The following is an 18,296-nucleotide window of genomic DNA, read 5'->3' as shown; positions in this document are numbered from 1 at the left end:
CAAACTGGATTCATACAACGATGGTCAACACACCAGATACCAACAGCAACGAGATTAATCCCAACCTGCGGAAAAATTTTAACAACTTTTTGCAGTCTCTGACCGATGTGCTAATCGACATCACGGCTCTCGAAGTAAATACAATGGTCGTGGATCATATTAGCGGGACTAAGTTTATTCCTTGGGAAGCGTATCGAGATATTTACCCAATTTCCACAACCTATTTGGAAAGAACAGGAATCCATCCATCTCTATGGTCTCGGTATCTGAGTCTGCGTAAACAAATCGAGACAGAGTATTGCCTATATTGCCTTGAGGAGAAACTTTTAGAACAGGATGCTTCACAGCTCAGGGAATATGTCCGAGTTCTCAGCGATCCCACAGCAGAACTGGATATTCAAAAAACAAAATTGCCTAACCCACTGAGTCCTTCTGCGAATCCGGCTGTTGAGATTAACAAGATTCAAAACTTACTTGACGACAGTAGATTTTTACGGAGCTTGCGGAAGGTTGATGAGCTGAAAGCAGCCCTGGATAATCGGAATAAGTCTTTGCAAAAAAGCGAAGCATCGCAAGCATTAGACCCGGTTGAAGAAGTAACAACTGATATGATTTATGCCCAATCAATCATTCAGTTAGATGGAGATATTATCAACCGCTATCATCAGAGACTTTTTGAACACGAGCATAAAGATATCATTTTAGATATCCACAGACAGGGTGTTACTGCGGGTGAAAAACAGTGGCATGGGTTATTAGAATTTATGGTGAATTTAGTAGAATCGTTGGTCAATCAAGGTAGTTCCTCAATGAAAAATTTATTCAAAAACCGCAATTAATCCTGAAAAAACCGATCCAAAAAAATAGGCCAAAAAAATAGGAAAGATGAGCTGAGAAGGAGTGGGAAATTATCTATCAGGTTCCTTTAGGCAACCTCTTAATTTAGATTCATGCATTCAAATCGAGGAAGTCAAAGACGCGAAGGGACAGTTAGTGTCTCATTTCATCAGATTCAACTTAGATGAAAATATCCTCGATCAAATTTTGCAAGCGAGAACCAATGGACAAAACTTATCCATTTCCCGGCGTTTGCTAGCAGAGTTGCGTTCTTATGCGCTAGTAGATGCGGGAAGCTGCTTGCAGTCTGGGCTGATTTTCTGCACTCACTACGATCGAGCGGAGAGTAGAGAGTCAGTAGCGGAAAACTTTGTCATGCAGAGTACGATCGCTCTCGATGGAGATATCATTCACCAAATTCGCCACGATTGTCTTAAAGATTCTATTTGGTGTTTAGCGATCGCAACTGCTCACCACTGGCTAATCGATCAACTGCTCAATCAGCTACAGCTCAAGATTGCCTTATGGTTGAATGGGCTATCTTGGATGCTCTCTTTGCTAACTACGGCGGCGACAGTTATCTCTAACTTACAGCGCCTGAATTTATGGACGCTGTTAGCATCGGCGGCGATGGCATGGTTCTTGCAAGTAGGCTTTAAGCGTCTGTCGCTGTTATTTCTGCCGTTGCTGAGGCGTTGGGTTTTTCGTCAATTGTTGTTGCGCTTGCTTTCTTCCAATCCGAGGGATAGAAAGATTGCGAAAGGCATTTTAGGGCGGTTCGTGCCTTAACAAAAGGAGTTGGAGGTGATGCGATCGCTTATCGAGTTGCGTTGCATAAAGCGTAGCGATCGCTCTACTCGCATCCTTCTAACGAACTCTAATAAACTGGCTTGTATGCAGCACCGCTTCACCATGATCCGGAATCCATGCTACCCATTCGTCCTCAGACTGCTGGCAAAGTAGCAACGCTTCATCGTGGCTATAAGGGTTGGGAAGTTCTAGCAACTGTACCCAAGTCGAATCCTGATAATCCATCTGAGACTGGGTTCGATTGGTTTGAGGTGCCCAGCTTCTAGTCCGAGACAGCAAAGGAAGTACGCAATAATTCAATGTCATATCTGTTTCCCCTCCAATAGCGATAACAGCACTCAGAGTTGGCTGACTGCTCTCCATCGCAGTTAAGAGCCTCCACTGATAAGCTATTTTCAAAACATTTCTGTAACAAATGCTACGGAATTTTTGCCGATCAAATCAACTACCTGTCGTAAAACTTTATGTTTGATAAGACGAAACCTAAGAGGGATGCAAGATCCAGCGAATAGCAATTCTCTATTGGAAGCAGTAAAGTTTAACCCCACCCCCGCCCCTCGACCTTCACCCAGAGGGGTTCAATATTCTCCCCTCTGGGTGAAGGTCGAGGGGTTGGGGGTGAGGTTCCGAGTTCAGCAAAGAATGCAGAGGTAAGCAAAGTTAAAAAAACGACCCAGAATTGACTACTTCATTGTTGAAGATTTGAGGGGAATAGCGGTGGAATCAGGTGAGGCTTCGACGATAACACCCGCTTTATTTTCGGCTATCAATTTAGGTTTTAAGTAAAGATTTTCCAACAGGACAGCGGCACCCGCCACCCAAGGAGGAACAATCAACGCGCCAAGAATGCCTAAAACCTGCGTTCCTCCTAGCACCCCCAGCAGTTGATACAAAGGATGGACTTTCACAGAAGAACCTACCAGTAGCGGATCGAGGACATAAGTTTCCACATTCTGGATAATCACGAACAACAGCAGCACCCACAGGAACGTCCACCCACCTTGAGAAACTGCCACGATGAGAGCGGGAATGGCTCCCAAAACTGGCCCCACAAAGGGGATCAAATTGGTGAAACCAGCGATCACGCCAAGTCCGAGTGCAAACTCTGATAGCCCTAAAAAACCTAAGCCAAGGGTAATCGCTACCCCTAAAATCCCTGAAACCGCAACTCGGCCTTGGATATAATTCCCCATCCGCTGGCTCATCGGTGCCACTTGAGCCTCCAGACGTTCATCCCAAGGCGACGGGAATAGCTGCACCAAACCTTTAACCAGGTTTTGACTACCCGCCACCATATAACCGGAAATCAATAAAGCCAAAATTAAGCTAAAAACACCGCCAATAATTCCTCTGGTGATGTCGTAAGAGCGCAGCAGGACTTGTTGACTGGAACGAAACACCCACCTAGTTAGCGCTTGGGTATCAAGGAGTTGGTTGACTAAATCGGGTCGCTCGTCGTTGTAACTGATTACAATTTTCTGAATGAGTGCCCGAAGATTTTCAATGTATATTGGCAAATTGACGGCAAGCAGTTGAATCTGCGCGGCTACGGTAGGGCCAATAATCAATCCCGCCCCAACGATGCCAGAAATTAGCGTTACATAAACAACAATGACCGCCAACCACCGGGGAAGCTGCAAGCGTTCAGCCTTGTCGATGAGGGGGGAAATCGTTGCTGCGATGACTACGGCAACCATGAGGATGACTAGGAGACTCCGCAGCTGCCATAGCAACACTCCCAACAAACTGGTGACGACAATTAGCAGGATATTCGATAGAGAAATCGCAGTGCGCCGCTCGAACATGATTTAGTAGCGATGGGCTAGGTGTAAACTACCTACACAAAGAATAGCGCTATCGTGTGGGCTTGCAGCGTCACCGAGAAATCCCTCTGTTTAAACTTGCGCCACTTTGTTGCAATACACACTCCTAACCTTACCCCCAACTCGATCTCCACAAGTGGAAAGGGGCCGGGATGGGGTTAAATTGCACTGCATCCCAACGAGAATTGCGATAAGAGGGACACAACGCGCTAGGCGACTCCATGAAATTTAGGTTGAGTCATCTTCTTTAACAAAGCTTTGGCTTGATTGAGTTCTTCGTTGCGCTGGTACAGTTCTTCACTGAGAGACTGCAACTCCTGATTCATCGTCTGTAGTTGTTCGTGGGTGGACTGGAGTTCCTCTTGAGTCCTGTTCAACTGTTTTTTGAGATCCAGACGTTCTTGCTGAACGGTTTTTAGCTCTTCTTGAAGCACCAGGAGTTGTGTCTGCTCGGTTGTTAACGCTTGATGGGTAGACGAGGGTTGCTTGGTTTTTACCTGTGGCTGAAACACTTGCTGGAACTCTGGCTGGAACACTTGCTGGAACGCTTGCTGCAACTCTTGCTGCAACTCTTGCTGCAACTCTTGCTGGAAGTATGAGGGTTGCTTTTCTAGAGGCTTCACTGCCTTTTCAGGGCTTGTCTGGGTAAGCGATCGCAACTCCTCTCCCTTAGTCTGGACACCTTTAGTCTGGACACCTTGGCTAGTCTGGACACCTTGGCGGATGCGATCGCGTTTGGAGTCCTGCACCTCAGATGCATTCAGATGCACATTTACCTTTGGCGTCTTTGTATAAACACGTCGCTTCAAATCTGCGGTGCTGAAAGTCTGAGGGCTGTTGAGCAGTCCCTCCGCATGACCTAATACGAGAAAGCCACTATCCCGGAGCGCAAAGTGAAAGCGGGACTGGATTTTTCGTTGGGCTTCGGGATTAAAATACATCAGGGCGTTGCGGCACATCAGCAGATCGAGACGGGAGATGGGCGCATCTTCAATCAAGTTGTGGCGACTAAACAGTAGCGCAGAACGCAACTCCTTATGAACAATGTAGCTGTTAGGAGTGCTATCAAAGTATTTCTCTAACAAAGCGGGAGGAATCCCCGCAACTTCCTTAGCCGTATAAGTTCCCTGACGAGCTTGCTTAAGCGCTTCCTCATCGATATCTGTGGCGTAGATTTTGACCCGCGCCTGGAACTGTTCGATTCCCAGTATCTCCGCAAGGATGATTGCTAACGAGTAAGCTTCCTCTCCAGAAGCGCATGCAGCACTCCAAACTCGAATCGGTTCGTCTGGTTCCTTCTTCGCAACGATCTGAGGGATCAGCTCGTGAGACAAATAATCCCAAACTGAGCGATCGCGGAAGAAAGAAGTAACATTGACTAAAAGTGTGTTAAATAGGTGAGTAAATTCTTGGGGATGCGCCTTTAGGTAATCAATATACTTTGTACAGCTGTCGATCCCCACTTTCTGTATCCGGCTCATTACCAGACGCATCAAACTAGGACGCTTGTAGCTGGTGAAATCAAAACCACGACTTCGCTTTATGTAGTCCAGCAAAGCTTCTAACTCATAAGCTGCTTTAGTCCGGGGCGGAGTCGTATAGGCAGTTGATTGTGATATTGGCATCATTTATCGTTATACAAGTAAAAGTGTAGCGACCTGTCAAGTAGAGGTATATTTTTTAGCAATTGTCCTAAATCGATCCCGCCTTGCCCCGCTTGCGGGGCAAGGCGGGATTTTGATGTTTATTTTTTTGATATTTAGCATTATCTAGATAAATTGCGATCGCTGTAATTACTTTATCGGTGAATGCATCTAGATTCATCCTCACAAAGTAGAGCAATCAGTAACAGATATTCCAACGGATGAAGAGGTCTTTAGCCTACCTTAATATCCAAGCAACCAACCTTGAGGACAAGGCACTCTGAAAGATAATTATCTACCTATTTTTAACAGGGAGTCGCACTACCAGGCTTCTAGGCTTCTTTGTTTTAAATTCCTAAGAATTTCTGAAACCAATTCTTTCTGCTTTGGAGTTAGTTTATTCCAACCATTTCCCCAAAGTTTTTCTTGGTTCGTATCATTATATGTAAAAGGCATTCTTGTTAAATTATTCATTTTACACCTCTTATTTTCTTTGACCCTGACAGATGGAAACTCCCTAATTCAGTCGTCTATTAAAGGAGACAACAAGGGACACGAGAGGAACTTAATACTCGACTATTTCAAGCATAAACGCGAGTAACAGTAACGTCTGTCCGGTTTCGCACATATTTAGGGAAACATACAAGATTTATCGGCATCTAGTCATGTTTTGTGGTCAAAAACCCCTTTTAGCTCAGCTTTGCTGAGACTCATCACATTTGTCAGTTGCCATCTTCGCCTTCATACTTGGCAACACGAGGGAGCTTCAAAGCTGTCTATCTAATGATGTGTAACTGTCTCTTGTGATGGTGACGGTAGCATCTCACCATGTACTACGATTGTGCGCTTTGTGCTTGGCTCCCCTTAGTAGCGCTTAGGAAACCGCGCAGAATGACAGTTTCAGCTCAAGTTACACTTGGTACTATTTAAACAATAAACGCGCTCGCAAACGCCGTCTGTCCGCTTTCGCACATACGAGAAAACAAACAATTTAAAAAGAATTTATCCGCCATTTACCCAGCGTCGCCCGCTTGAAGAATGAATTTGATAGCTATTCGTGAACCCAGGGTTGAATATTCTCCCCTCTCCGTGAAGGTCGAGGGGTTGGGGGTGAGGTTCCGAATCTATTGCATCCAAAAGAGAAACCCTATATACAACGCTCGCCCAATCATTAATCCTAGCCGCAGTTGTGCAACAGCATCTAGGGCAACACCATCTAGTACAACGCCATCTAACGGTGTTCCGTGCCAAGCAACCGACCGAACTCGGCTTTGATAATTCCATAACACTCGCAGGAGATCGCTTCCAAGTCGCCTTGATTCAGAATGGTGATTTTGCCACGGCTGTAGCGAATCGTTCCCGCTTTGCTGAGGGTGCCAGCCGCCACCGTGACGCCAGAACGGCGCGTGCCCAACATCTGGGCGATAAATTCCTGAGTGAGGGGAAACTGGTCTGATTCCACGCGATCCTGAACGGTTAGCAGCCACCGGGCAAGTCGCTCTTCTATCGTATGCAGGCGGTTGCAGGCGACTCCTTGAGAAACCTGAGTCAGCAGTGCTTGCGTATAGCGCAACAGCAGGCTTTGCAGTACCCCTCCCCGCTTAAACTCGGATCTGAGCTGCTCTGCCTTCATTCTCATGCCATTGCCTGCGACCTGCACCAACGCTCGGTTGCTCGTTTTGTTGCCTCCTAAAATTATGGGGAGACCTACCATTCCGTCATTACCCACCATTCCAGCTTCCACAGTCGAGCCATCTTCCAGCACGCTGAGTAAAGAAACAATTCCCTGTTGGGGAAAATAAACGTATTCAATTGGTACGCCAAGTTCGTAGAGGACTTGATTGAGTGGGAGCGAGACGGGTTCTAGATGGGGAACCAGACGTTCGTACTCCTCGTCAGGCAAAGCGGCAAGAAGTCGATTTTTTATTGGCTGAAGAGGATCTTTGGGGACTGACATGAGGAGTTTCCTTAATTTAGCCGTGTTAGAAAAGGCATCTAACGGCAGAAGGAGAAGAACTCAGTAAACCAATCCTAATACCAAAAGGTGTATTTTCTGAATAGAAAGCCGCACGCTTAGCAGGTTAAAGTCTTACAGCCGCTTACTGATGCTGTATTCATTCTAATGGGGTGTGAAATTTTCTCACATTAATAATATTCCCTAGATTCCTAGAGCAACTTTCTAGGTTATGTTGCAAAAACTTGCTGAAAAAAGTTTGGGTACGGAAATCGGGATGTAAGCGCTGATTCTATATAAACTCTCAGCACTTTGCTCCTAGATACATCGCAACACTCCCGACCCAGAGGCATAGGATGTCGAATTTTGATCTCGTTTTAAAGTTATTGCTGCAACTAACCGTTATTCTCGCTACTTGTCGCATTGTGTCGATGATTGGGCGGCGCTATTTTGGTCAAACCGATGTTGTCTGCGAGATGATCGCGGGGGTGATGTTAGGGCCATCTCTGTTTGGTCTGCTGCTTCCTGATGTGCAGCAATGGCTGTTCCCCAAAGCCCCGATTGTGATTGATGCGGCGACGAAAATTCCCAACCCATCGATGTCGATTCTCTTTGCCATCAGCCAGATTGGGTTGGTCATTTATATGTTCTTGATCGGCTTAGAGTTTAATACCGATTTGATCAAGCGCCGAGTCAAGAGTGCCGGTTTGGTATCTGGGGCAGGAATTTTGGCTCCTTTTATCTTAGGCGCGATCGCAGCTTTGTTGTTGTACGGCAATGGCGAACTCTTCAAACCTGGAATTACTCGTCCGGCAGCAGCCTTATATCTGGGCGCATCCATGTCGATTACAGCATTTCCGATGCTCGCCCGGATGCTATACGAACGCGGCATCGCCAAAACCCGCTTCGGGACGCTGGCACTGGCAGCTGGTTCGATCGATGATGCGACGGCATGGTGTTTGCTAGCGATTGTACTTGCCAGCATTAAAGGCAGCGCCAGTATTGCCGCCTTTGCGATTGGCGGGGGTTTTGGCTACGTGTTGTTGATGATTTTCGTCGGACGACGGGCATTTACCTTCTTCGCACGTCGGACTCGGCAAGAGAAGGGCGTGACGATGCAAACCCTGACATTAGTTTTAGTCGTTTTGATGGTATGCGCGTGGTTTACCGATTTGGTAGGCATCTATGCGGTGTTTGGGGCGTTTATTCTGGGTACGGTGATGCCACGGGGCGAATTTGCCGATCAAGTGCGCCACCACACGGAGTTTTTGACGACTTCATTTTTGCTCCCCATTTTCTTCGTTTTCTCCGGACTGAACACGCAAATCGGGTTAGTCAACACGCCGCAACTCTGGGCGATCGCATTACTGATTATCCTGATAGCGATCGCGGGGAAAGGGCTAGCTTGTATGTTGGCAGCAAAACTCGCAGGTGAAAGTTGGCGCGAGTCCGCAACCATTGGGGCGTTAATGAACGCACGAGGATTGATGGAGTTAATTATCCTCAACATTGGTTTAGAGGAAGGTGTAATTACTCCAACCTTATTTACCATCATGGTCGTTATGGCAATTATCACTACCCTCATGGCATCCCCGCTGGTTTCATTATTGTTGCAAGGAACAAACTATGAACCTGTTCCCAGATAAGCCACGCCAGGTGCAAGTTTTTCTAATTCGCTCAAAGCCCTGGCAAATCTAACCCAGTCCCTTCCCCTTCAAAACCCCTCTACCGGGTCGGAGAGAGGTTTGGGGAGCCTGCTGTGCCTACAGATTTTAAAAAGGGGCTGAGGGTAGCGAAAATAAATTGCTGAAGAAATACAGAAAATTGCCAATAGCGATCGCAGATATAGCAATTTTATTTGAGTAATGAGCCAGCCCTTGAGATCCCCAACTTCTGTCTGGAAATCGCGGATCTCGCCTTCACAAATCATTTAGGATGCAGATAAGATAATCAGACAGAAAAGCCTTGACTCCTTTTGGAGTCAAGGCTTTTTTGCATAGACAATGAGTTGTTACAGCACAAGCGTTTACTACCTAAGACCGCTCTGATGGAGGGTTGCGCCTCCCCTCGGTAGTAACAAAGTGGAGGAAGCGACAAAAACTCCACACCTTCTAGGCCTTTTGTTATTTAAACCGTTCGGACATCTGACGTCGCTCTTCTTTGATGTCCGATTCTGGGCCACTGCGGCATAACGCCCATCCGGTGTTTTTTTCCTTAATCAGAATAACAATCGCCAATTTAAATGTTGTCGTGCTAGCGGTAGAACCGCTGTCAGTCTGTAGGTGCAACTACTAGCATGGCTAACATCTATCTCTGGTGGGAAAGTTCCGGGCTGTAACTGTGTATACAGCAACCACGACGGCTATCTGTACAAGCCTATTCACAAGAGGGTGAATCCCTCCAAAAGTCTCAGCTACAACTGAAATTAACCGTTTAGCATATTGGCTGCCTTTCTAAGACCAATCTTTGTTTTTTGTAGAAAGCTCTCTTTTACGCGGATTTTAACTTTTACCGTTACATTTTTTAATCCAGAACCCAGTTAGAAAACTTGACAGTAGGGACGCAAACAACTAAATATATTGCAACAGATAAGAAGCCATGTCCCCAAGGGACGGCTTCTGCGAGAGGTTCGCATCCTTAACCCGCTACAATTTCAGAAAACTCTCCTTGAGGCATCTACCTATGAAAATCCTCCACGGTACTTGGATTCCTAAGGCAGAAGCTAATTTCCTACAAACAGGTGCATTTTACCTGTGGGTAGAAACCCCAATTTTCAAAAAACGCCGCAACTCGCAAAAAAACATCCATCCCAGCCATCTTGCCAAAGACGACTTGGAAGCTTTTCTAACCAATGAACTGGGAATCGCCACAGCACCCTATCATAAGATTAGCGAGAATATTTCTACTCAATACATTGCTCTTCCCACCGCGAACAACCAGCCTCTTCCTTCTCCTGAATTAATTAAATATTTGGAAGAAGAAGTTAACGAAGACTATGAAGAATTTACGGACTGGGAAATTGATACCTATGAAGTGAACGCTAGGGTGAAAACCGGCAGTTATAGCTATGCCAAGGTCAATAATGTTATTAAACTGCTTAACGATATTCACTTCTTGGCTTTACATAATTTTGGTGAAATTATTATCGGTTCAGACCTTCTATTTTGGTATCACTATACCCAAGCATTTAAACAAATTATATTCAAAGACCAATATATTCCCAGCCTCAAATATCGAGAACTTCCTGCTGTAACCAAAGGAAAACGCAAGCAAACCGCTAATTCCTTTGAAATTTATTCAGGATGGGAGATTGTTTCTGAAAAATACGAAACATTAATTCAAAGATATGCAGACTATATGCCTCTAGTCTGCGTTGCCGGTTCTTCCGTACCCAGGACAACAGTAGAATTTTTTTCTAAAGAAAGCTTACTCCGTCACTTTTCTGAATGTCTGTTGCATGAAATTGTCACCCATACTCCCTCGACTGCTAAATTCGATCAGCAGATTACAGATACCATCCTTTATGATTGTTTCTATCCGGACAGCAAAAACCCGCAAACTACCGAAAAAGCTTTAGAAGAATACAAACAATGGTATGGCTGGAAAGCTAAACTAACCCGCAGCCAAAATACGGGAAATTTTGACCTTTGCTTTCAGTTAAAAGAAGCTAACTCTGAAACAGATAACTGGCAAATTGTTTTCTTGGCTAACTCCAAACAAGATCCATCCTTAAAACTTTCTTTAGGGGATTATTGGCGGCTGAATCAGAAAAGTAAAAAAGATATTCAAAAATACTTTGGCAAAGATTTTGAAAATAATCTGCTTTTGAATTTGGGATATGCAGCGCGGATGTATCCTAAACTGTGGCAGGGATTAGAAACTGACCAGCCAATCGGGTTGCAACTTAATCTGCAAGAAGCCTTTGAATTTCTCAAAGAAAGCGCCTGGGTATTAGAAGATTCCGGTTACAAAGTCATCGTTCCCGCCTGGTGGACGCCGGATGGTCGTCGGAAAGCTAGAATTCGGCTGAAAACGTCTTCTCGAAGCGTTGGTAAATCCAAAGCTGCTAACAAAGGATACTTTAATTTAGACGCGATTGTTGAGTATCAATACGAGCTATCAATTGGCGGTCAGCCGGTTACTCAAAAAGAATGGCAGCAACTCGTCAAAGCTAAAACGCCGCTGGTGCAATTTCGCGGTCAGTGGATAGAACTAGACCAAGAAAAGATGCAGCAGATGTTGGAATTCTGGCAATCTCAGGCTAAAGAACAGCCAGAAATGACTTTGTTAGATTTCATGAAATTAGCCGCAGCAGCGGAGGATGATATTGAAGTCGAGCATGACCAGACATTGTCAGAAATGATGGCGAAATTGGAGGATAAAAGTAGACTAGAGCCGGTTCAAAATCCGCCAAGGTTGCAAGGAAGTTTACGCGAATACCAAAAACGCGGTGTGTCTTGGTTGCAATATTTAGAAACGCTCGGTCTAAATGGTTGTCTTGCCGATGATATGGGATTGGGTAAGTCGGTTCAAGTCATTGCTCGGCTGGTGAATGAAAAAGAATCTGCCGATTCAATCCTACCAACTTTGTTAATTGCACCGACATCAGTTGTCGGAAATTGGCAAAAAGAAATCGAAAAATTTGCGCCTCATCTACAAGCAATGGTGCATCATGGCACTAGCCGCATTCAACAAGTCGCTGATTTTAAAGAAGCTTGCCTTAAGCATGATGTCGTGATTACATCGTTTACTTTGGCTCGAAAAGATGAAAAACTTTTGCACAGCCTAAAATGGCATCGAGTGGTGGTGGATGAAGCGCAAAATATTAAAAATCCTAAAGCTGCTCAAACTAAGGCAATTTTAAAATTGACCGCTAACCATCGACTGGCACTAACGGGAACCCCAGTAGAAAATAGGTTACTGGATTTATGGTCGATTTTTAACTTTCTGAATCCTGGCTATTTAGGTAAAGAAGCACAATTTCGTAAGGGTTTTGAGATTCCGATTCAGAAAGACAATAATCGGGTGAAGTCTACGACTTTGAAGAAATTGGTAGAGCCTTTTATTTTACGTCGAGTCAAGACTGACCAATCAATTATTAACGATCTGCCAGATAAAGTTGAACAAAAATTATATTGCAATTTGACAAAAGAACAAGCTTCTCTTTATGAGGCTGTCGTCAAAGATGTGAGCGAAAAAATCAATGATTCCGAAGGCATTCAGCGCAAAGGGTTAATTTTGTCAACATTGCTGAGGCTGAAACAAATCTGCAATCATCCAGCGCAATTTTTACAAGATGGGAGCGAATTTTCAACCGCGCGATCGCATAAACTTAGCCGTCTTGCAGAAATGGTTGAGGAAGCCATTTCTGAAGGCGAAAGTTTGTTAATTTTTAGCCAATTCAAGGAAATCTGCGACTCTCTAGAAAAATACCTTAAGCATACTTGTCACTACAACACTTATTACATTCATGGAGGCACCAACCGCAACAAGCGAGAACAAATGATTACCGAATTTCAAAATCCCGAAACTGAACCATCGGTGTTTATTCTCTCTCTTAAAGCTGGCGGTGTTGGCATTACGCTAACGAAAGCAAATCACGTCTTTCACTTTGACCGCTGGTGGAACCCCGCCGTTGAAGATCAGGCGACAGATAGAGCTTTTCGGATTGGTCAGAATAAAAATGTATTTGTTCACAAATTTATTGCAATTGGGACTTTGGAAGAACGCATCGATAAAATGATTGAAGATAAGAAAAAGCTGTCTTCTGCTGTTGTCGGTACCGATGAAGCTTGGCTGACAGAACTTGATAACGAAGCCTTTAAACAACTGATTTCACTGAACAAAGCTGCAATTTTGGAGTAATCATGGCTCAATTTAGCCGTACATGGTGGGGAAAACGCTTCATTCAAGCCTTAGAAGCTTTTACCGATCCTTCGAGATTAGGACGAGGACGTTCTTATGCGAATGGGGGGAAAGTCCTCCACTACAAAATTGACCAGAATGAAATTAATGCTGTTGTCAAAGGTTCAGTGAATCTCTATTTTGGAGTTTATAAAGAGCCAACCTATATTATCAATATTGAAATTACACGGATTGATAAATCCAGTTGGTCGAAGGCGATTAAACACATTTCATCAAAAGCTAGCTTTGTCTCCAAGCTATTGATGAATGAAGTTCCCGATAATATTGAAGATGCTTTTTCTGACCTAGGATTGCATCTTCTCCCCCACAATCGCAAAGATTTTAAAACCAATTGTTCTTGTCCAGATTACGCCAATCCCTGCAAACACATCGCGGGTGTCTACTACTTGGTAGCGTCCCAACTAGACCACAATCCGTTTCTCTTGTTTGAACTCAGAGGTTTATCTAAAGAGGCACTGCAAGCGGAACTGGCAAAATCTCCTTTAGGAGAGGTTTTATCCACTGAACTCACAGCAAAAGAAATCCCTTTAGAACCCTCCGCGTCTTACTACACTCCACTGGAAAAAGTCCCGGTTACGGAGAAGATAAATCATAGAGAATTTTGGCTGGGGACTAAACGACTGCCTCAAACTGTTGAAGTGGCATCGCTGGCAAGCTTGCCAGCAATTTTGATTAAAAAGCAGGGGGATTTTCCGCCTTTTTGGAAGAAAGATAGTTCTTTTATTGAAGTGATGGAGGAGTTTTATGAGCGGGTGAAAACAAAAAATAAAGATGTGATGTAATCCTGCTGATTTCTCCCCCGCCTTGTCTCTACAAGGCGGGCGAATACTCGCGTATAACTTAAAGAAGATTGCTATCGCGGCAGAATCAATCAATAGGATTAAGCCGTTAGTCCACATGGTTTCTTGGCAGAGAAATGAATAGGGGCAGGTTTTAAACTGAAACCCGCCCCTACTTCGGATATATTTCGCCCAACCGCTGCGGCTACAGGTCTTAAACTATGAACGAGCTCCACCATATCTTCTAAAGAAAGCGCCTGACGAGCATCGGAAACGGATTTTTCGGGTTCTGGATGACACTCAATAATTAAGCCATCTGCACCACAGGCGATCGCTGCCTTTGCCAAAGGTGCTACCAATTCCCGCTTACCGACGGCATGAGACGGATCGACAATGACTGGCAAGTGGGTTATCTGCTTCAAAGCAGCTACCGCGCCTAAATCCAGCACATTGCGCGTATAGTTATCGAAGCTGCGAATACCCCGTTCGCACAGCACCACATCGGGATTGCCGTGGCTTAAAATATATTCCGCCGCCATGACAAATTCTTCAATCGTAGAAGCTAGACCACGTTTGAGCAATATTGGCTTGCCAGCTTGTCCCAAAGCTTTCAGCAAATCGAAGTTTTGCATATTACGGCTCCCAATTTGCAGCATATCCGCATGAGTCGCAACAGCTTCTATTTGCCCAATTGACATCACTTCTGTGACGACGGGTATGCCATAACGCGATCGCACATCTGCCAAAATCTGGAGTCCTTCCACTCCCATTCCCTGGAACGCATAAGGAGAGGTACGGGGTTTGTAGACACCGCCACGCAGCGCCTGAACGGGCGCTGCGGCGAGTTGGCTAGCGACCGTTTCCATCTGTTCCAAGCTTTCCACTGTACAAGGCCCCCCGATGATCGCAAGTTCCGTCCCACCGATGGAAACTTGTTCGGAAAGTTTGACAGTAGTTTGGTGATTGGCGTGGGATTGCGAGGCAAGTTTGGCGTTAATCATGATTTGAGTCTCCTTGAAGTTAAAAGATTGTTTCTTCCCCTTCCTTGTAGGAGAGGGTAGGGGGAGGTTAGAGTTTGGCAACAAAAAAGCCCGGAACCTTTTGTATTTCCGGGCTATAGACGATTCATCGGCATGACGCTATTTACCCGGAACTTGTGGGCCAAAAATAAAAGCCATAAAACCAGCTACTGAAATAGGTCATCACGATGAAAAATTGCTCCTTAAAACAAAAAACCGCAGATTTTACTCTGCGGTTCACCGGGCGGTTCCAATGCGGGCACTGGATTCACTGCCGGTGAACCGTCCTAAACCAATAAAAGTAAAAACTGCTAATGAACATGGGGGAAAATGCCTGATTTGAATATTTACTGCTTACCTGAGAATTCTGGCAAAAGCCAGTTTCTTCTAGGTCGCTATCGAACTTATCACTCTTTTGTTTAACTTTTATGCAATAAGTCCATTCATCAATGAACTTAGCAAAGGGATCAAATCGCGTCAAGACCCCTGCGAGGGTAAATCAAGCGACTAATCTTGAGGAAACGCCTGAATTAACACCACCGAACTGACTACCAGTAACCCTCCCAATATTTGTCTGCCTACGAGTTGCTCTCCTAGGAAAATGATTCCCAGCAGCACCGTCACCACGGGTTCGATGGTGGAGAGAATGGCAGCTCTGGAGGTTCCCAGCCGCTGGATACCCGCGAACAAGGTAACGATGGGCAGCACCGTTGCGATCGCTGCCAACCCGGCGATTGTCCCTAGGGCAATGCTCGTTTGGGGAATAATCAGCCCCCGCCCCAAACAAGCGGCTCCCATAAAAGAGAGGGCGGCTCCCAGAGACAGATAGGCGCTGGTTGTCACCGGAGAGAGCGATCGCACTAATCTCGCTCCAAAGGTTAGATAAAGTGCGTACCAGGCTCCCGATGCGATCCCCAGGCCTAACCCTAAAGGCTGCACGGTGGTTCCACCCAAATCGGCAGTCAGCAAACAGCCCGTGAGAGCTAAACCGAGGGCAATCTTCCGGTAGAATCCAGGGCGATCGCCTTCGATTACCCACGCCAAGACAGTGACAAAGGCAGGATAGGTGTAAAGTAGCAAAGCAGCAACGCCAGCGCTGGTATAAGCGAGAGCGCCAAAGAACAGAGTCGCTTGAATCGCATACCCCACACCTCCCAAAAGGGTGGCAGCGATCGCATCTTGCGGTTTTAAGCGCCACTCGTCTCGCCACACCAGCCACGCCCAGAGTACCACTGCCGCGCCTGTAAATCGCCAAGCCAGAGTGCTGGACAAATCTAACCCTTCCGCATAGGCAAGCTTAGCGAAGATCGCCAGCGTCGCAAAACCCGTTGCGGAGACGGCTATCAGAGCAACTCCCACTCGATTGGGGCGAGGCGCGGTTCTTCCTTCCTCTCGTTTGTCGTTTGGCATCGAGTCCTCCTGCTTCTACATCAGCATACGAGAAACGACAGGGTGCAATTGACAAGTTTCCAGATATTCTTACAGAGGTGAGAGGTGCCCAATTTTCGATGACATCAAGCAGTGAAAGTATGACTCGTCTCAACCATCCAGGGGAGAACTCGTTGCTACTTTCCTACGTCTCATCGGGTGGGAAAATTCATCATGCTCTGCAATTTCAGCCACAATTCGCTATGTCAATCAAGAAAATTATTTCTTACGTCCTGCTAATTTTTGTACCCATTTCAATTGCTGCTGAATATTTAGGGTGGGGTTCGCTTGCCATTTTTATTACATCAGGGATCGCTATCGTCCCCCTAGCAATTTGGTTAAGCACTGCGACTGAAGAAGTTGCCGTCGTTACGGGGCCTTCGATTGGTGCATTGTTAAATGCAGTCTTTGGAAATGCAACCGAGCTAATTATTGCTTTAGCAGCTCTAAATGCTGGTTTAGTTGACATTGTTAAAGCAAGTATTACTGGAACAATTATCAGTAATTTACTCCTGGTCATGGGCCTTTCCATGCTTTTAGGAGGACTGCGCTATAAAGAACAGGAATTCAAGCCGATTGTGGCGCGAGTGAATGGTTCCTCGATGACGCTGGCAGCGATCGCCCTTATTTTGCCTACGACGGTCATCAATACCTCAAATGGTGTTCCACTCGATGCAATTCGCAATCTCTCCCTCACAGTTGCCACTGTGTTAATCGTAGTTTATGCTCTGACGTTACTGTTTTCTTTAAAAACTCATAGCTATCTTTACGAGGTGGGATTAGTCGATTTAGACTCACCAAATTCAATCGGTTCTGAAGCTGAATCAACTGCCCACAAACCGAATCTTTGGCTCTGGATTGGTGTGTTAGTAGCCTCTACGGTTGCAGTTGCCTTTGAGTCAGAGATTTTTGTGGGAGTCGTAGAGGAAGCAACAAAGGGTCTGGGATTAACTCCCTTATTTACAGGTGTTGTTCTGTTACCTCTCGTTGGCGGTGCAGCCGAATATGTAACTGCGGTCAACGTTGCTCTCAAAAACAATATGGATTTATCCGTCTCTGTGGCGATGGGGTCTAGTTTATTAGTTGCCCTGCTAGTGGCTCCAATTTTAGTTCTGGTAGGAGTTGTCATTGGTCAACCAATGGATCTCAACTTCAATCCTTTTGAAGTGATTGCGGTAGCGATCGCTGTCACTGTTGCCAATCTTATCAGTCTAGACGGACGCTCTAACTGGTTAGAAGGCGTACTGCTCTTAGCAACCTACATCGTCTTGGGAGCAGCTTTTTACTTTCATCCCGCCTAAGGGTTGTTTTTTGATAATTGGGAAAAAGTTTTGAGTTAAAGGACTTTCTGCTCGCCTCAAAACTCAAAATTCAAAACTCTCATTACCAAATCCTTACGCCGAACGTCCGCTTTCTCCCTTCACCACCGCTGCTCCAATTAAATGCGCCAGACGTAATGCCTCTGGAACGTTGCCGCAGTCAGTCAGACGTTGCAGCACCGCAGCGGTTACGTCTGGCTCAGCACCGCACACTTGGAAAAAGAATGGCGGGAAGGTATAAATTCCACCAGCACGCTGCAAAAGCTTGAGCCGTCGCTCTGGCTGTGGCAAGTGGTGAATGGCTTGTTTGACAGCGGCTAGATCAGGCTGACGCCGCATCACGGCAACGCAGGGGAGTTCCAATCGCTCGGCAAGCTTAGGAAGGTCAATTACGTTAAAACCGCCAAAAGCGATGCCGTCGAGCAGCACTAAGTGTAATTGCGGCAAGAACTTTTTACCGAGCAGTAGCTTACAAACGGTATCAGTTGCATTCCAGCCATCTTGCCGCACCTTTCCCCATACCATGCCCTCAAAGCGGGTGCCTGCACAAACGATCCCAGCGATGGAGGCACTACCACCCCTACGGCGTGCGAACGGTGCATCATCGAAGCCGATGACGCGAATTAGGCGATTGAGTCGGAGTAAAGATTCAAGATTCATCTCACACCAAAAAAGCGATCGCATCCGTGATTTTAAGCTAATTTTCCCTTTTAGAAGCGCTTAAAGTAGCATTTTTGAGCTTAAGAAACTAAACCATAC

The 18,296-nt window shown here is 45.7% G+C and carries 16 protein-coding genes; 6 read left to right on the top strand and 10 right to left on the bottom strand.

Annotation, left to right across the window (positions count from 1 at the left end):
- Positions 1–20: 20 nt before the first annotated feature.
- Entirely contained in the window at positions 21–839 is an 819-nt protein-coding gene (locus NC997_RS24255) for a hypothetical protein (RefSeq protein ID WP_190414529.1), read from the top strand.
- 154 nt (positions 840–993) lie between these two features.
- The gene (locus tag NC997_RS24250) at positions 994–1,626 is read left to right on the top strand and encodes a hypothetical protein (RefSeq protein ID WP_190433963.1); all 633 of its coding nucleotides are present in this window, start codon (positions 994–996) and stop codon (positions 1,624–1,626) included.
- 78 nt (positions 1,627–1,704) lie between these two features.
- Here NC997_RS24250 and NC997_RS24245 read toward each other — a convergent pair whose 3' ends face one another.
- The 6 genes from NC997_RS24245 to NC997_RS24220 all read right to left on the bottom strand — a co-directional run bounded on the left by NC997_RS24245 (position 1,705) and on the right by NC997_RS24220 (position 7,070).
- The gene (locus tag NC997_RS24245) at positions 1,705–1,953 is read right to left on the bottom strand and encodes a hypothetical protein (protein ID WP_190430724.1); all 249 of its coding nucleotides are present in this window, start codon (positions 1,951–1,953) and stop codon (positions 1,705–1,707) included.
- 377 nt (positions 1,954–2,330) lie between these two features.
- On the bottom strand, positions 2,331–3,452 hold the full coding sequence (locus NC997_RS24240; RefSeq protein ID WP_190525085.1) for an AI-2E family transporter: 1,122 nt from the start codon (positions 3,450–3,452) through the stop codon (positions 2,331–2,333).
- 227 nt (positions 3,453–3,679) lie between these two features.
- Positions 3,680–5,098 (bottom strand): protein-glutamate O-methyltransferase CheR, encoded by a 1,419-nt coding sequence (locus tag NC997_RS24235; RefSeq protein ID WP_199306045.1) that lies wholly within the window; start codon positions 5,096–5,098, stop codon positions 3,680–3,682.
- A 64-nt stretch (positions 5,099–5,162) separates the two neighbouring features.
- Positions 5,163–5,294, bottom strand: coding sequence for a hypothetical protein (locus NC997_RS24230; protein ID WP_277881787.1), 132 nt, complete (start codon positions 5,292–5,294; stop codon positions 5,163–5,165).
- Between the two features lie 140 nt (positions 5,295–5,434).
- Positions 5,435–5,587: a hypothetical protein gene (locus NC997_RS24225; RefSeq protein ID WP_190430722.1), complete on the bottom strand. Its 153-nt coding sequence runs from the start codon at positions 5,585–5,587 to the stop codon at positions 5,435–5,437.
- A 757-nt stretch (positions 5,588–6,344) separates the two neighbouring features.
- Entirely contained in the window at positions 6,345–7,070 is a 726-nt protein-coding gene (locus NC997_RS24220) for a Crp/Fnr family transcriptional regulator (RefSeq protein ID WP_190438337.1), read from the bottom strand.
- A gap of 353 nt (positions 7,071–7,423) precedes the next feature.
- Here NC997_RS24220 and NC997_RS24215 point away from each other — a divergent pair, with 353 nt between their 5' ends.
- Positions 7,424–8,713: a cation:proton antiporter gene (locus tag NC997_RS24215; protein ID WP_190438333.1), complete on the top strand. Its 1,290-nt coding sequence runs from the start codon at positions 7,424–7,426 to the stop codon at positions 8,711–8,713.
- Positions 8,714–9,190: 477 nt separating this feature from the next.
- On the opposite strand, the gene NC997_RS24210 is transcribed toward NC997_RS24215, so the two are convergent.
- Positions 9,191–9,355: a hypothetical protein gene (locus NC997_RS24210; RefSeq protein ID WP_190430771.1), complete on the bottom strand. Its 165-nt coding sequence runs from the start codon at positions 9,353–9,355 to the stop codon at positions 9,191–9,193.
- Between the two features lie 394 nt (positions 9,356–9,749).
- Here NC997_RS24210 and NC997_RS24205 point away from each other — a divergent pair, with 394 nt between their 5' ends.
- On the top strand, positions 9,750–12,932 hold the full coding sequence (locus tag NC997_RS24205) for a DEAD/DEAH box helicase (RefSeq protein WP_190525083.1): 3,183 nt from the start codon (positions 9,750–9,752) through the stop codon (positions 12,930–12,932).
- Positions 12,933–12,934: 2 nt separating this feature from the next.
- Positions 12,935–13,774: an SWIM zinc finger family protein gene (locus NC997_RS24200; RefSeq protein WP_190525081.1), complete on the top strand. Its 840-nt coding sequence runs from the start codon at positions 12,935–12,937 to the stop codon at positions 13,772–13,774.
- Between the two features lie 98 nt (positions 13,775–13,872).
- On the opposite strand, the gene aroF is transcribed toward NC997_RS24200, so the two are convergent.
- Positions 13,873–14,775 (bottom strand): 3-deoxy-7-phosphoheptulonate synthase, encoded by a 903-nt coding sequence (gene aroF / locus NC997_RS24195; RefSeq protein ID WP_347276046.1) that lies wholly within the window; start codon positions 14,773–14,775, stop codon positions 13,873–13,875.
- A gap of 522 nt (positions 14,776–15,297) precedes the next feature.
- Positions 15,298–16,200, bottom strand: coding sequence for an EamA family transporter (locus NC997_RS24190; RefSeq protein ID WP_190525076.1), 903 nt, complete (start codon positions 16,198–16,200; stop codon positions 15,298–15,300).
- A gap of 221 nt (positions 16,201–16,421) precedes the next feature.
- Between NC997_RS24190 and cax the strand changes: the two genes are divergently transcribed.
- Positions 16,422–17,519, top strand: coding sequence for a calcium/proton exchanger (gene cax / locus NC997_RS24185; RefSeq protein WP_190415026.1), 1,098 nt, complete (start codon positions 16,422–16,424; stop codon positions 17,517–17,519).
- A 93-nt stretch (positions 17,520–17,612) separates the two neighbouring features.
- Here the strand turns inward: cax and NC997_RS24180 are convergent, their stop codons facing one another.
- On the bottom strand, positions 17,613–18,197 hold the full coding sequence (locus tag NC997_RS24180; RefSeq protein WP_190525116.1) for a DUF99 family protein: 585 nt from the start codon (positions 18,195–18,197) through the stop codon (positions 17,613–17,615).
- Positions 18,198–18,296 lie beyond the last annotated feature (99 nt).

The organism is Trichocoleus sp. DQ-A2 (assembly GCF_039961915.1).
GTDB lineage: Bacteria > Cyanobacteriota > Cyanobacteriia > Cyanobacteriales > FACHB-T130 > FACHB-T130.
This window is presented reverse-complemented; position numbering and strand designations above follow the sequence as displayed.

Coding starts and splice junctions, on each gene's coding strand:
- NC997_RS24225 (WP_190430722.1), bottom strand. CDS start 5,587: ATGAATAATTTAACAAGAATGCCTTTTACATATAATGATACGAACCAA.
- NC997_RS24205 (WP_190525083.1), top strand. CDS start 9,750: ATGAAAATCCTCCACGGTACTTGGATTCCTAAGGCAGAAGCTAATTTC.
- NC997_RS24215 (WP_190438333.1), top strand. CDS start 7,424: ATGTCGAATTTTGATCTCGTTTTAAAGTTATTGCTGCAACTAACCGTT.
- NC997_RS24255 (WP_190414529.1), top strand. CDS start 21: ATGGTCAACACACCAGATACCAACAGCAACGAGATTAATCCCAACCTG.
- NC997_RS24245 (WP_190430724.1), bottom strand. CDS start 1,953: ATGACATTGAATTATTGCGTACTTCCTTTGCTGTCTCGGACTAGAAGC.
- NC997_RS24200 (WP_190525081.1), top strand. CDS start 12,935: ATGGCTCAATTTAGCCGTACATGGTGGGGAAAACGCTTCATTCAAGCC.
- NC997_RS24220 (WP_190438337.1), bottom strand. CDS start 7,070: ATGTCAGTCCCCAAAGATCCTCTTCAGCCAATAAAAAATCGACTTCTT.
- NC997_RS24190 (WP_190525076.1), bottom strand. CDS start 16,200: ATGCCAAACGACAAACGAGAGGAAGGAAGAACCGCGCCTCGCCCCAAT.
- NC997_RS24240 (WP_190525085.1), bottom strand. CDS start 3,452: ATGTTCGAGCGGCGCACTGCGATTTCTCTATCGAATATCCTGCTAATT.
- cax (WP_190415026.1), top strand. CDS start 16,422: ATGTCAATCAAGAAAATTATTTCTTACGTCCTGCTAATTTTTGTACCC.
- NC997_RS24235 (WP_199306045.1), bottom strand. CDS start 5,098: ATGATGCCAATATCACAATCAACTGCCTATACGACTCCGCCCCGGACT.
- NC997_RS24230 (WP_277881787.1), bottom strand. CDS start 5,294: ATGAATCTAGATGCATTCACCGATAAAGTAATTACAGCGATCGCAATT.
- NC997_RS24180 (WP_190525116.1), bottom strand. CDS start 18,197: ATGAATCTTGAATCTTTACTCCGACTCAATCGCCTAATTCGCGTCATC.